10 protein-coding genes and 1 pseudogene are annotated in these 14,516 nt (G+C 61.3%); 5 read left to right on the top strand and 6 right to left on the bottom strand.

Annotated elements, in window-relative coordinates; all coding sequences use genetic code 11:
- From B9A12_RS02495 to B9A12_RS02470, 6 genes and pseudogenes are all read right to left on the bottom strand, one after another.
- A pseudogene (locus B9A12_RS02495) lies at positions 1 to 521 on the bottom strand (hypothetical protein); the annotation flags it as partial.
- A 503-nt stretch (positions 522 to 1,024) separates the two neighbouring features.
- A complete protein-coding gene (locus tag B9A12_RS02490) occupies positions 1,025 to 2,473 on the bottom strand; it encodes an FGGY-family carbohydrate kinase (protein WP_084055948.1) in 1,449 nt (482 codons plus the stop codon).
- Between the two features lie 47 nt (positions 2,474 to 2,520).
- Positions 2,521 to 3,297 carry an SDR family oxidoreductase gene (locus tag B9A12_RS02485; protein WP_084055947.1) on the bottom strand — a complete coding sequence of 259 codons (777 nt, stop codon included), beginning with the start codon at positions 3,295 to 3,297 and terminating at the stop codon, positions 2,521 to 2,523.
- Positions 3,294 to 4,244, bottom strand: a complete 951-nt coding sequence (locus B9A12_RS02480) for an electron transfer flavoprotein subunit alpha/FixB family protein (protein ID WP_084055946.1) — start codon at positions 4,242 to 4,244, stop codon at positions 3,294 to 3,296. Before B9A12_RS02480 ends, B9A12_RS02485 begins: the two co-directional genes overlap by 4 nt.
- Positions 4,241 to 5,038, bottom strand: a complete 798-nt coding sequence (locus B9A12_RS02475) for an electron transfer flavoprotein subunit beta/FixA family protein (RefSeq protein ID WP_084055945.1) — start codon at positions 5,036 to 5,038, stop codon at positions 4,241 to 4,243. Before B9A12_RS02475 ends, B9A12_RS02480 begins: the two co-directional genes overlap by 4 nt.
- A gap of 17 nt (positions 5,039 to 5,055) precedes the next feature.
- A complete protein-coding gene (locus B9A12_RS02470) occupies positions 5,056 to 6,528 on the bottom strand; it encodes an FAD-binding oxidoreductase (protein WP_084055944.1) in 1,473 nt (490 codons plus the stop codon).
- Between the two features lie 697 nt (positions 6,529 to 7,225).
- Between B9A12_RS02470 and B9A12_RS02465 the strand changes: the two genes are divergently transcribed.
- The 5 genes from B9A12_RS02465 to B9A12_RS02445 all read left to right on the top strand — a co-directional run bounded on the left by B9A12_RS02465 (position 7,226) and on the right by B9A12_RS02445 (position 14,508).
- Entirely contained in the window at positions 7,226 to 8,212 is a 987-nt protein-coding gene (locus tag B9A12_RS02465) for a hypothetical protein (protein ID WP_084055943.1), read from the top strand.
- Positions 8,202 to 8,654: a universal stress protein gene (locus tag B9A12_RS02460; RefSeq protein ID WP_084055942.1), complete on the top strand. Its 453-nt coding sequence runs from the start codon at positions 8,202 to 8,204 to the stop codon at positions 8,652 to 8,654. Before B9A12_RS02465 ends, B9A12_RS02460 begins: the two co-directional genes overlap by 11 nt.
- A 39-nt stretch (positions 8,655 to 8,693) precedes the next feature.
- A complete protein-coding gene (locus B9A12_RS02455) occupies positions 8,694 to 12,116 on the top strand; it encodes a S16 family serine protease (RefSeq protein WP_084055941.1) in 3,423 nt (1,140 codons plus the stop codon).
- Positions 12,117 to 12,216: 100 nt separating this feature from the next.
- Positions 12,217 to 13,260, top strand: coding sequence for a phosphoribosylformylglycinamidine cyclo-ligase (gene purM, locus B9A12_RS02450; protein WP_084055940.1), 1,044 nt, complete (start codon positions 12,217 to 12,219; stop codon positions 13,258 to 13,260).
- Positions 13,261 to 13,608: 348 nt separating this feature from the next.
- Positions 13,609 to 14,508, top strand: a complete 900-nt coding sequence (locus B9A12_RS02445; RefSeq protein WP_084055982.1) for an AAA family ATPase — start codon at positions 13,609 to 13,611, stop codon at positions 14,506 to 14,508.
- Positions 14,509 to 14,516 lie beyond the last annotated feature (8 nt).

Raw genomic sequence — 14,516 nt, 5'->3', positions numbered from 1 at the left:
ATCTTGGACAAGAGAGCCTGCTGTTCGATCAGCACATGCACATGGTTGGGCATCACGCACCAGGCCAGAAGCCGGTAGCGTGAGCCGTCGAAATACCAAAGGGTATTCTGCATCAAGGCGGCAAGACGTGGATGGCGCAAGGCGCAGCAGCCCATGCCCGCATCCAGCCACGCTTCGATTCGCTGACGCTTCCACTTCTCCCGCTCGTTTTCGGGCTTGGTTGCCAGTTCTTGCTCCAACTGCCGCAATCTCTCCTGTGGCAATGAATCGGCCAGGCGAAAGGTGATGGATTGGAGCAAGGCCGGCGCATCCAAATGAGGCAGATAACCCCGGCTGTACCAGCCTTTGTAAGCGTGATTCTCTTTACCGGGCTGGAGCCCCGTGTTCCCAGTGCTCTCGTTTTTACCGGGCTGGAGCCCCGTGTTCCCAGTGCTCTCGTTTTTACCGGGCTGCGACCCGGTGTTCCCAGTGTCCTTGCTTTTACGCGGCTGAAGGCCGGTGTTCCCAGGTTGCTGTTTCACGGTTTATGCTCCGGTTGATGAGAGCGCCTGGGGGACCCCAGCTATGGCTCGGCACCATCTTTTGGGCCGCGACTTGGAAGTCCCAGACTACCAGGTAGGTCTTTCATGGCGCCACCTCCGGCTTCACCAGCCGCACCCGGCCGGTGAGCAGGTGCTGCTGGTTACCCTTCCAATATAAGGGACACATGATAGGTTACGATCCAAAAACAAGGGAGGCATCCATCCATTCAGGGGCTCTACACGGGTGACCACCACCATGATCAACGGCAAGGGACAAAGGATCCACATCCGAAATACTTCTGAGTCGGAGCCGATCCATGTGGAAATTTACAATGCCCTCCGACTTCCCCGCAGCCCCTTGAAAAGGGTTCTGAGCATCGCTTGAAAATTTGTAGTGAAGAATGAAAAACCAGATTTTAAGAATAACAACAACTTACGCAAAAAAGTGACAAACTTGGGCTACCACCCCGACTTGTCTTGAGGGCGAGTGTAGAAGGCCTGAATCACAGATCAAGATCTGATCTCAGGCTCTGGATCCTTTGCAGTGTGGGCTCGAGCAGGGTTGGGAGTTCGCGAAACGCTTCCCGGTTGATGCGGTCATAGGCGCGTCGGCGCTTCTCGTCGTAGTGAAAGCTGTCCTTGATATGGACCATGCGCTCGACCGCCTCTTCGAACGTGCTGTAGTGGTCGGTGGCTACCGCGGCGGCGATGGCGGCACCCAGGGCGGCGGCACCGTTGATGGCGGTACGCACTGCCGTGACACCGAAGACGTCGGCCACGATCTGCATGAAAAGCGAACTATTGGACCCGCCGCCGCAAACGATGAGCCTTTCCGGCTTCACGCCCAACTCCCGGTTCATGTCGTCGAAGTTGTTTTTCATCCTCAGGGCGATCCCTTCCATGAGGGCGCGGTAGATGTGTGCCCGGGTGTGGTGCAGGTCGAGGCCGATCATCACCCCTTTGCGGTGCAGCGCATTGGATGGGGCCAGCCAGTCCGGAGCGATCAAAAGGCCGTCGGAGCCGGCCGGGACCGCCTGGGCCTCTTCCTCCAAGAGCTCCTCGGCGCTGCCGTGACCGTTCCTGCGGGCACGTTCCTCGAACTCGTCACCGAGCAATTTCTTGAACCAGGAAATGTGTCCCATTCCGGCTCGAATGCCGCGACTCTCGTAGAGGTAGCGGTAGGGCACGGAGGCTAGATTGGTAAAGAAGTGCTCCGTATGGGCTCGATACTTTTCTCCGTAAACCATGGAGGTAATATAGGTTCCGAGGGAGAGGAGCCCCGTACCGGGTTCGATGAGTCCCGATCCGAGCGCTTCAACCGCCTTGTCGTTTGCGGTGGAGACTACCGGGAGTCCCTGCGGAAGCCCCGTGTCCCGGGCGGCATCAGCGGTGACGCGACCGAGGATCTCCCCGGGCAGGTGCATCTCCAGGAGCTTTTCCCGCGGAATGCCGAACTTGCCGAAGTGCTTCGGGTTTTGCGACCAGTTCCAGGTCTCCATGTCCGTGGGGAATTGGTGCTGAAAGGCGTTGGCGATGGTGTCCTTGAGCTCTCCGGTGAGGCGGAAGGTGAGGTAGCCGGAGGTGGAGCCGGTGTAGGCGATGGCAGGATCATCTTGGTAGGTTTCGTAAGCGCGCACGTCCATCCAGCTCATCACCGGCGCGGCGAGAGAACCGTCGGCTTTGAGAAAGACGCGGCAGCACCGGATGGCGCAGAGCCCCAGGCCCACAATATGGGCGGGATCGCCGTCGAACCGTTCGAGGAGGCGACGAAGGGCCACCTTCAGGCTGTCCCAAAGATCGTCATCCGGATGTTCCACCCAACCCGGCTTTCGGTGGATCATCGGGCGCAACGGCTGACTTGCGCTGCACACGACCGTGCCGTCCTGATCGATCAGCGAGACCTTGGTACTCTGAGATCCACTGTCCACGCCGACGAAGTATTTGCGTCCCATAGGCCTATCCGTTTTCCGCCGCGCGCTTGTGCGCCGCGCCCTCTGTCCTAACGGGTGAGAAACCCGCCGTCCACCGTCAGGATATGCCCGTTGACAAAATCCGACGCCTTGCTGGCCAGAAAGACCGTCGCTCCCATCAGATCGTGCACATCGCCCCAGCGCCCTGCCGGCGTGTGATGGACGATCCACCGGCTGCGCTCCGGGTCGTTCACCGACGACTCGGCCACCTTGGTCTTGAAGTAGCCGGGGGCGATGCCGTTCACCTGAATATTGTATTGGGCCAGTTCATCGCAAAGCGCCTTGGTGAGGCCCGCGAGGCCATGCTTTGTGGCGGCGTACGCCGGCGACAGCCGTCCGCCGAGAAAGCTGAGCAGCGAGCAGATATTGATGATCTTGCCGCTTTTCCGCTCGATCATCGGCAGCGCCGCCGCGTGGCACATCTCGAAGGCGGCGGTCAGATTGATCGCCACCATCGGATCCCACTCCGAGCGGCCGTATTGGCGAAACTCATTGTTCAGGCAGATCCCGGCGCAATTGACCAGGATATCCACCGTGCCGAACGCTTCGATGCACCGGCTGACCACCTTCTTAGGGACACCCGGCTGGGTCAGGTCCGCCTCCATGTAGACCACCTGGACGCCTTCTCTTTCGATGAGTGCATTGAACTCCGGATCGTCGGGCATGATGCTCGCAATGAGGATATTGGCCCCCGCCTTGGCCAGGGCAAGGGAAAACGCTTGACCCAGGCCGGTATTGCCGCCGGTGACGATGGCGTTCTTCCCGTGGAGCGAGAAGTAGTCCATGCTGAAATCGGTGATTTTCATCCCTTTCCTCCCTTGAGTAGGCGCTTCGTGAGGCGGTCCACGAACTCCATGCCGTCGCCTTCCACCACCATATCGGCAAGGCTGCACAGCGGCGCGTTGCGGTCGGTGTTGGCCACGATGATGGTGTCTACCTCTTTGAGCCCCATCACATGCTGTATGGAACCGGAAATGCCCACGGCGATGTAGAGCCGCGGGCTCACGGTCTTGCCCGATTGCCCCACCTGGATCCGGCGCGGGGCCAGCCCAGCGTCCACCACCCGGCGGCTTGCGGACACCCGGCCACCGAGCGCCCGCGCCAGCTTTTCCAGTTGATCGAAGTGTTCTTTGATGCCGCCCCCGCCGGACACAAGCACCTCGCTTTCGCGTATGTCCGCAGCCTTCTCGGCCGGCCGCCGCTCCACCAGCGTCACTTCCGGTTCCGTGATGCCGTCCACAACGAGGGGCGCGATATCCGTTGAACGCCGGATCCGGGCGTCAAGGGTGAAGGTGTTTTTGCGCACGGTGATCATCAGCGGGCCCCGGCCCCGGTGAGCCACCACCGCCCGCATGCGGCCGCCAAAGGCAGCCCGCACCAGTTCGATACGCCCTTTCTCCCGATGAATATCGGCCACATCGGCGGTGAGTCCCACGTGGAGTCGCATGGCGGCTCGGGGGGCGATCATCCTGCCGAAGGTGGTGGCCGGGATGAGGATGGCATCAAAGTGGTGCTTCCGGTGGGCCGCTTCCACGCATCTTGCCAGGTTGGCGGCGTCGTAAGGACGCACGCGGGGATCCTCGACCTGGAGCAGTACATCCAAGAGGCCCTCGGCCTGCGGGCAGGTGCCGGCCAGGCGCAGCCCGTAGGACCGGTACCCAGTTGCGCCATACATGCGGTTGGCCGCCTCCAGAAGCTGTATCGAATCCGCTTCGCCCTCGGGATCGAGATAGATCAGCACGCGCCTTGTCATCGGACGAACCCTTTTTCCCGCAGGAACCGATAGACCCTTTCGATGCCTTCGTCGTCGGGCCGGACAAACCGGGTGTTCGGCGAACGGAAGCCCTTCACGTGGATCTTGCGGACGCGGGTCAGGGAACCCAAGACGCCCACCTGCTCGGGCGCCAACCCCAGTGCCTGATTGTCAATGACTTCCACCCGGCCACTCAGGTCACGCTTTAGGGCCTCGTAGCGGATGAAGGGAAGCTTCGGCTCGGGGGCATAAGCAAACCCCAGGACCGCCGGCAGTTGGAGCGCAAAGGTATAGCTTGCCTCTTCGCTTTCGACGCGCACCTGGGCCCGCCCCTCTGAAAGGGATTCGGGGTCCATGTGGCTGATGCCGGCCATGTGGGGGATGCCGAGGATTTCGGCCACCTGTGGGCCGACATGGCCGGTCCCACCGTCCAGGGTGTGGGTACCGGCGAAGATCACATCGAAGCCGCACCTGGAAAGAAATGCCGCCAGAATGTGGCTGGTGACGTGGGTGTCGCTGCCCGCGTAGGCGGGGTCGGAGATCAGGGTGGCACGGTCCACGCCGCGGCGCAGCAGATCCTCCAGGTGGGGCATGGCGCTCCGGGGGCCCAGGGTCACCGTGTGCACGCTGCCGGCCCTGCTGTCCGCCTTGAGCTTCAGGGCGATGGCCACAGCGGTGGCGTCCGCGGGGTTGAGCAGAAGACGGACGTTTTCCCGGATCAGGGCGCTCCGCTCATGGTCATATTGAAAGTTATCCACGTCCGGCACCAGCTTGGCCAGACAGACTATTCTCATGCCCACGGGCTCATCTGCTATTTCTGGAACTTGGCGCCCTCTTCCTGGTAGAAGATGGCCCCAAAGTTCATGATTCCATTGGGGTCGAAGGCCTCCTTGAGCTTTTTGAGCATGAAGTAGGCCGAGCCGTGTTCCTGCTGGGTCCACTCGTTGCGGTACTTGCCGATGCCGTGATGATGGCACATGGAACCGCCGAGCTTCAGGGTCTCCTCCACAATGATGCGTTGGATCGGATGGTGGTAGACCCGCATTTCATCTTCGGGAGCGCAGTTGATCTCGTAGTTGTAGACGAAATACATGTTCGTCCCATTGATGTAGCTGTGGGAAGAGTGGCCGCCCAGCAAGGTGAGGTCATGGGCGCGGGGGAACTCGCTGCGGATCCGCCGTATGACGTTGTCGTAGAGCTTGGGGATCGTCTCCCAGTCCGCCGACACCTCCGTGGTGAATCCGTCGTGGGAGTCCTTTTCCTTCATGCCTTCGAACTCGTCGTCGATATCCTGCTGGGACCAATTGAGATGGTTGAACCAGTTTTCGATCAGCTCGCTGGATACCTGTTCGAGGATGCCGTCTTTGAACTTGGCCACCGCCTCCTCGATTCCCTTGCAGGTCGCATCGACGATGTGCCGGTTTCCTTCGGCCATGAACAGAAGCACGCACTTGCCCTTGTGGAAATGGTAGAAATGCTGCCGGGCGTCTTCCTCCGAGTAGGCTCTGGCGACGGAAGGGCGGTAGCCATTGACCATGACCTCGCGCAGCACCTGGATCCCGGTTGCCAGGTCTTTGGTCAGGTAACCGTAGAACCGGTTGTTCTCGGGAAAGTACCGGTAGATCTTGACCGTCACCTCGGTGATGTAGCACAGGGAGCCCTCATTGCCGATGGCGATGTGGCGGATGTCCGGCCCCCCGGAACGGCGCGGGACGTTCTTGATACGGCATATTTGGCCGTTGGGAAAGACGCACTCCAGACCCACCACCATGTCCTCAATGCCGCCGTAGAGGGTGGAAAATTGCCCGATGCTGCGCGTGGCCACCAGGCCGCCGAACTTTGCCACCGGCTTCGACTGGGGCGAGTGGCCGGTGGTGTAGCCGCGTTCTCGAAGCGCGTCTTCCAGCTTCTGCAGGGGCACACCCGCCTGGACCGTCGCCTGCATGTTGTACTCATCGATCTTCAGGATCTTGTCCAGATGCAGGGCGTCGATGACCAGGGTCAGCTCTTTCCAGTTTTCCAGACCGCCCTCGGTGGAGGTCTTTCCCGCTCGAGGGATCACGTTGATGCCGTGCTCGTTACAGAAAGAAAGGAGCCTGGCCACCTCCTCGGTGGAGCGGGGATAGACGATGGCCGCAGGCGGAGGAACGTCGAGAACACGCCGCGCCTTGGCGTATTTTTTGTACCGATCGGCCGAGGCGTCGTAGAGCGCCTCGGGGTCGGTGTTCACCTGTGCGTCGCCGAGCAAGGCGCGCACTTCCTTAAGCAAGAGATCCTTATCCATATCGCTTTTCTCCAATCTCTGTCTGTTTTGAGCGCAAGCCTAGAGGGTGCCCCCAATCGTGTCAAACCGAAAAGGGCCCTGTGGGGTTTCCACCATGGCTCGTTGGGCCAGTCGGCCGTCCCTTTTTGAGGGCGGCGACGTCTTCACGCCGGGCTCCGCCCCCAAGGTTTCCCTTTCAATCATGACATGGCATGGCCGTGCAGCCGGCTACTCCCTCTGTGCCGTGCAGTGAAAAGATCCGTGGGCTCGGCGGCCGGTAGTCTTCTTGGAAGCAGCATCTCCACGTTGTGAGGATTTGAACCCTTTTATCCGCAAACGCCGGCCCCGTATCTTGAAACGATCGTGTGGCGAAGAGGTCTTCTCCTCTTTGCCGCTCGTCGTCTCCGGTTTCGTCGGCATCCGTCGCTCCTACCTCGCGGGCCCGAAGGGTACGGCCACCAGACGGTGAAGCCTTTCCGGAGACGACGGTCCCCTGCTCATGTCACGGACCAACCCCATTCAGAAAAATGCGACGTGAGCCGGGGCGTCGTTCTTTCCATGGATTCCGTTCCCGCTTCCATTCACCGGCACGGGATGGGCCCCGCCGGGATCTTTCAGGGTTCCCGCGCCAAGGCCTTTCCGCCGTTCTTCCGACCACCCAATCGGGTTACAATGCCAAAAGATCCGCGTGCAACGCCACCCAAAGGGGCCTTCGACCATGACCGAAAAGCAGATTCGCGAGCGCATCCGGGAATTTACCAGGCTAGCGCCACCGGCCGTGTTGCGGATCCACACCGACACCACTCAGTTCATGGACATCCGCGCCGGCGACTGCATCCAGGTGGAAGACCGGATCTTTTACGTGCGCGGCGAGGAATTTGAGGGGCGGTTCGGCCTGGACGGCGAGCCGAAATTCTGGGTCAAGCGGGTGGTGGACCTGGCCGACGGGGTGCAAAAAATTGTGAAGCTGGCCTTCTTCGAATCCTTCCACATGCAGCTGGGACAAGAGCGCATCCGCTGCTTTCGAAGCCCGCACAAGGAGTCGCGCATCCTGCAACAGACCGCCGGAGATGTGCGTTTCATGCAAGGCCGCACCCTCACCGATGCCGCGGGAAATCCCATCCGCGTGATCGATCGCATCGCCGGAAAGCCCTTCTATGAGCTCCTCCTGCACCTCAGTATGGACCATGAAACCTACTACTACGAGGTCTTTCCCGCCATCTTTTCCAACCTCATGAAGGCCTTTTACGCCGTCAGGGACTTGCACCGCAATGGCGAGATCCACGGAGATATTCGAAACGACCATCTCCTGGTGGAATCGGGCACCGGACGGTACCGCTGGATCGATTTCGATTACGCCTTCGAATGGCCCGGCCAGCCTTACGGCGTGGATCTCTTCGGGCTGGGAAACATCCTGCTTTTTGCCGCAGGCATGGGATTTCACACCATCCACGATCTCAAAAACCCCGCTTCCCCCCACCATCACGTGTTGTCGGAACTGCGCGAACAGGACTTTTCGCTCTTCTTTCCCCATCGGCTCATGAATCTCAAGAAGATCTTCCCCCACATTCGCGAAACCCTGAACAAGGTCCTCATGCACTTCGCCTCGGGTGCGGAGGTCTTCTACGAGTCGGCCCAGGAGATGGTGGAAGATCTGGAGATTTGTTTTCGATCTTTCTTGTGGGAGGTGCCGAATGGAGCATAAAGTCCTGGTGGGCATCGACTGCTCACCCAACGCAGAACGGGCCGTGGATTACGTGGGGAATCTCATGCGCGTCCACCCCCGGTGCCGGATCACCCTGCACCACGTACTCACGGTTCCGTCCGCGGATGTGCTGCCCGACCCGGACAGGCGGCGGCAGACGCTGGAAGAGCGGCGGCAACGGGCTCTCCGGCAGCTGGACGCCATGGCTGGGCGGCTTGTGGAGCGGGGCATCCCCCGCCAACACATCCGCCTGCAGGTCCAGGAATGCGAAAAAGGCGAAGGCATCGCCCGGCGCCTTCTGGAAGAACAGCGCCGGGGAGGCTATCACACCGTGGTGGTGGGGCGCCGGGGCATGAGCAAGCGGGAGGAATTCTTGTTCGGTAGCGTTTCCAGCAAGATCATCCGGGAAGCCAAAAACTGCACCGTCTGGGTGGTGCAGTAGCCATGCCATAACGGAAACCGCACAGACGAGGTCCAGCCCATGTTCCCCATGAGCTTTGAAAGACAGGTCCTGGAAGGCCTGCCCTATCCCGATGACGAGGCGATCCGGCGCGTGAGCCAACTTCTCCTTTCGCTGGTGGAATCGAAGATCATCCCCGATTTTCGAACCCGCCGGGGAACCGACAGCCGCCAAGCCGCTCGGCTGCTTTCCAAGATCCGGATCCAGCGACTGGAAGACGAACAGCGAACCATCGCCCCCCTCAGCCTGCTCCTGCGGCAACGTGATCGGTGGACCATCGCCGTCCACGAACGCCTGTTTGACTATCTGGTCTTCGTACTTCCGTCCGATTCCCGCGGGCTGGTGACCGAAGGAAGCGCGGAGGAACGAAAGGCTCTGGCTTTTACGGAATTCTTGTTACGCCACCAGGTGGAGCACTCCCTCTACCCGGAAGCCTCGGAGACCGACGTGATCCGCTCGGATGCGGCCTTCGCGCTCCGCATGGCCCAAGAAGATCCCACCTTCTACCGGCTGCTTACGGCGATTCTGAGCGATGAGATGGTGGGCCTTCGCGGCGGCGACTACTTGGTACTCTTCGACGCCGCCCGAAAGGACTCCACCCTGGGACCCCACATCTACCGCATGACCCAGCGAGCCGCCGGGTGGGTGGCGGATCTTCCGGAAACGCTTTTCCAGGAAACCCTGGTCACCATGGGCCTGGACTGCCGAGCCAGAGCCCTGGGGGAGTGCTGGAACCGGAGTCGCCTCACGAGCCTTTCGCTCCTGGAACGGTCCCGCTTCGTGCACAAGATGGCCCTAGGCTTCCAGGCCATCGTGAAGGACAGCCGGGAAAAGGCCTCCCAGACCTTCTCGGCCTTCAAAGACCGATGGGGTCTCATGGGCCTCTTCCACGAATTGGGCATCCCTCAGGACAAGATGGAAGGAAAGGACCTGGCAGGACTCTTTCGCATCTTTTCCGAGCGTATCGAAGCATTTCTCAAGTCCGCACCCCCCCACGCCAGCGCCCCCGCTCCCGTTCCCACCTCACCGCTTCCCGTGGCGCCGGAAGGCATCGGCACCAAGAGTCTGCGCGATCGGATCGAGGAGGCCAAGTCGGACCCCAGCTTCCCCCCGCAGGTGATCGAACTTATTGAAAAGAACAAGACCCACGCCGTGGGGCACAGTGGGGCCAAGTACAGCGAGCTGATCGAAACCTTGTTGGCCATCCCGTGGAAGAAGATCCACCCCATCACGGTGAGTCCGAAGGCGTTCGAGGAGGGCCTCCACCGAACCCATTACGGGCTGGAGCGGCCCAAGGAGCAGGTGTGCGACTTCTTCGCCAACCTGATCCGCCGCTACCGCCGGTTCGACCCCAACGACGCGGGATCCTGGCACAGAACCGGCTCTGCTTTCCTCTTCGTGGGACCTCCGGGGGTGGGCAAGACCTCCCTGGCCATTTCCATGGCCCAGAACCTGGGCATCCCCTACCACAAGATCAGCCTGGGCGGCATGCGCGACGAATCGGATCTTCGGGGCCACGGATTCACCTACGAAGGCTCCAAGCCGGGCGCCATCGTGCAGGGGCTCATCAAGATGGGGTGCATGAACGGCATGTTCATCCTGGACGAGGCGGACAAGACGGAAAAGTTCGCCATCGCCACCCTCTTGGAGATCCTGGACCCGGAGCAGAATCACCTGTTTCATGACAAGTACACGCAAACCACGGTGGACATCGATCTTTCCAACTGCCATTTCGTGCTCACGGCCAACACCTTGGAGACGGTGCCGCCTCCGGTGGTGAACCGCTGCGAGGTGGTCTTCCTGGACCGCTACAGCGTGGAGGAAAAGGTGGCCATCGCCCGGCGCCATCTCATCGGCAGGGTGCGCACTCGCTACGACATCGGCGAGGACGAGATCGTGTTCGATCCCCATGAAGAACGGGATCTGATCGCCCATCTGGTCCGGGACTACACCCACGAGCCGGGGGTTCGGGAATTGGAAAGGCTCCTGCGCACGCTCTTTTTCCGCATTCAAAGAAAGGAAGTGGATGCCGGCGCCAGCCGGCCTGTGGTCATCACACGCCGCAAGATCAAGGAATACCTGGACACGCCGAGCCGCCCTTGGAAGATCCACGAGGAGGACCGGGTGGGCGAGATGCTGGCGCTGGGGGTCAACCTGGAACGGGGCTTGGGCTCCATCATTCCCATCCAGGCCACCCGGGTTCGGCTCGGCGCCCAAGCCCCCCTGGAACACCCCGCGGGATATCTCAGCCTGGTGCACGCCACGGGAAACATCGAAAAGGTCATGGACGAAAGCCGCAAGGTGGCCACCACGGGGATCCTCTATTGCGCCGAGGAATTGGGCATCGAGGCGGATGCCACGCAAGATCCCATCCACCTGCACTTCATGGGGGGATCCACACCGAAAGACGGCCCGTCGGCCGGCGGAGCCATCGCCCTGGCCCTGGCGTCCACCCTGTCCGGCCGGGCCGTCCGACGGGACGTGGCCATGACCGGAGAGATCGACACCCAGGGGCGCATCACCGCCGTGGGAGCGATCGCCATCAAGCTGGAGGCGGCCTTGGACGCGGGCTGCACCACCCTCATCGTGCCCACCAAGAATCTGTCGGGCGGCGACAGCATCGAACGGCTGCCATCGGCCCTGAAAAAGGAACTGCAAATCCTCACCTACGACCAGTGGGCCGGGGACCACGAACCCTTCCGGTATGGACACCATGCGCTTCAGGTGGTGGCGGTGGACCACGTGGTCCAGGCCGCCCGGATCGCCTTCATCGATGCGCAGGAGGTGGAACAGACGGAAAGCGCCCTCCTGCCATGGGCCACACCCCTGAGGGAGGTCCTTTCCCAGTCCGGTGGCACCCACCGGCGCCTCACGGTCCTTTTCACAAAAGACCCTGAAGAGATCCCGGTGGAAATGATTCGGCGGCTGCATGAAAACGGGCGCAAGTGCCTGCTCGTGTGCTGGGAAGAGCATCGGGAAGGGCTGGAAAGGCGCCTGGCGGATCAGAAGGTCCCCGTGGATCTGGAGGTCTTGCCCGGCCGGCGGGAGAGCCTTTCGGCGGTCCTGGCCCGTTCCCAGAAGGTTGCCACGGCCACCGGCGTGGACATCGTGGCCCCCTATTTTTTCCTGGTCCGGGACGGCATCTTGGGCGAAGGGGCCGCCCCGCCTTGGGGCGACGTGCGTTTTTTTGCCAACAACTACGCCGTGCAGAAGGTGAAGATCAAGGGGAGCAAGGCGGTTCTCAACGCCGCCTGGGTCCTGGCCTCCGTGTTGCCCACGGATCTTCTCACAAGCCTTCCCTGCCTGGGCTTCCTGGATCCAGTGGGATGCGCGGACCTGAGCTTCATCCCCGAAAAATACCGGCTCGACCTCCAGCGGGCCCAACGGATTCTGAACCGTGCCCTGTGCCGGTGGTTCAAGGAAATCTTTCCAGAAACCGACTAGAAAGTTATCTTGGGAGTGATTGACAGGCGCCGAACGCCCCTCCTACAATGCGGCACCCTGCGGAAAAGTTCAACGGAAACGAAGCGGAGAATAAACCCCCATGGCAAGGCACTCGCGTTACAAGGAAGCAGGAGTGGATCTGGACAAGGCCAATGAATTGGTCAAGAGGATTCAGCCGCTGGTCCGCCAGACATTTCATGCCAACGTCATCACCGACATCGGCGGTTTCGGCGGTCTCTATTCGCTGGACTGTTCGGACATGAAAAGTCCCGTGCTCGTCTCCTCCACGGACGGTGTGGGCACCAAACTCAAGGTGGCCTTCTGGGCGGACAAGCACGACACGGTGGGCATCGATCTGGTGGCCATGTGCGTCAATGACATCATTGTCCAGGGAGCCCGTCCGCTCTTTTTCCTGGATTATCTGGCCGTCGGGTCCATGGATCTGGAGCGGGTGGAGGCCGTCGTGCGCGGCATCGCGGAGGGGTGCAAGCAGGCCTGCTGTTCTCTCATCGGGGGCGAAACCGCTGAGATGCCGGGTTTTTACGGCCCGAACGAATACGATCTGGCGGGCTTTGCCGTGGGAATCGTGGACAATCCCCAGATCATCGACGGATCCACCATCCACAAGGGGGACCAGATCATCGGCCTGGCTTCCAGCGGCCTTCATTCCAACGGCTACAGCCTGGTCCGCCGGGTGCTCCTGGACGAGATGAAGATGAGCCCGGACACGTACCTGGCCGAATGCGGCCGCACCGCCGCCGAAGAGTTGCTGGAACCCACGCAGATCTACGTGGATCCCGTGATGAAACTGCTCAAACAATTCGACATCTCGGGCATGGCCCACATCACCGGCGGGGGCTTCGAGGACAACCTGGAACGGATCCTTCCCAAGCCGTGCCAGGCGGTGGTGGAAAAGGCGAGCTGGGAGCGACCGCCCATCTTTTCGATCCTCCAGGAAGCGGGCAAGATCAGCGAAGAGGAGATGCTCCACGTTTTCAATTGCGGGATCGGGTACGTGGTGGTGGTGCGCGAAAGGGACCTGGAGGAGGTCCTGGACCGCCTTGCGGGCATGGGCCAGAAGGCCTATCGCATCGGCGAAGTGGTCACCCGGGAAGAAGACGCGCCGCCCGTCCGCCTGGTCTGATCCGGCTGGGGCCCTGGTGCCGCGGCCCCTTTCATCCATGCAGGGAGACGTCCAGGCGACTAGGACCCTCAGGGCATCGGGACGATCCAGCCACTTTCCGTCGGCTGCGCAGCCTCCCCATCCGCGGCCGTCAGCGCGAAAACGGGGATCCCATCCCGCGGGGAGTTCGAACCCACCGGTTTCGAGACAGCCGGGGGATGCGGCGTTTCCGAACGCGCTCCCGGGCGAATCCAAGACGGCAGAGGGCACAAAGTGAGCCAAAGGCCTCTCAACACGCCCGATCCTTCCAAGCCGTTCGGAGGGAAAGACTGGGACCTGGAGCAAGCCCAGCGTTCCATCCAGGAGGCCATGGAAGTTCTGGGCCGCTACCTGCACGGAAAGGAAAAGCCCCTTCGTCTGGCTCTCATCTGTTTCTTTTCACGCGGCCACCTGCTCATCGAAGACCTTCCCGGGCTTGGCAAAACGACCCTGGCCATCGGACTGGCCAAGGTGCTTGGGCTCACCTTCGGGCGCATCCAGTGCACCAGCGACCTCCTTCCCACGGACATCACGGGACTTTCCATCTACAACAAGACGTCCGGGCTCTTCGAATTTCACCCCGGCCCCATCTTCCACAACATCATCCTGGTGGACGAGATCAACCGGGCCACGCCCAAGACGCAAAGCGCCCTCCTGGAGGCCATGGGGGAAAAGCAGGTGACCGCCGAGGGGCGCACCATGGACCTGCCTCAGCCCTTTTTCGTGATCGCCACCCAGAACCCGGCCGAACAGTTCGGCACCTTTCCCCTTCCCGAGTCCCAGATGGATCGTTTCATGATGAAGATTCGCATCGGCTATCCCCACCGGGAGGCCGAATTGGAGATCCTGCGCGGGGGAAGCAAGCGCAAGGAGCTCTACTCCGTGGAGCCGGTACTGAGTCAGGAGGGAGTCCTCAGAATCCAGCACTTCATCCGCGACGGCATCATCGCTTCGGAACCCATCCTGGACTACATGATGCAAATCATCGAAGCCACACGCCGGTCGGAATTTTTGACCGCCGGACTCTCCACCCGGGGCGCGCTGGCCCTGTTGCACACCTCCCGCGCCCATGCCTTCATGAACGGCAGGGACTACGTGCTGCCCGAAGACGTCAAGGCCATGGCCCTGCATGCGATTCCCCATCGGGTCTTTTTCCGGGAAGAATACGATCACGTGGACAAAAAGGAGATCGTCCGATCGCTGCTCGAAAAGGTCCCCGTTCCCGCGTAATCAAGATC

The sequence above is a fragment of the Desulfacinum hydrothermale DSM 13146 genome, from assembly GCF_900176285.1.
In the GTDB taxonomy this organism is placed as follows: Bacteria; Desulfobacterota; Syntrophobacteria; order Syntrophobacterales; family DSM-9756; genus Desulfacinum; species Desulfacinum hydrothermale.
The sequence above is the reverse complement of the archived record's forward strand: the minus strand, read 5'-3'. Positions and strand labels throughout refer to the sequence as shown.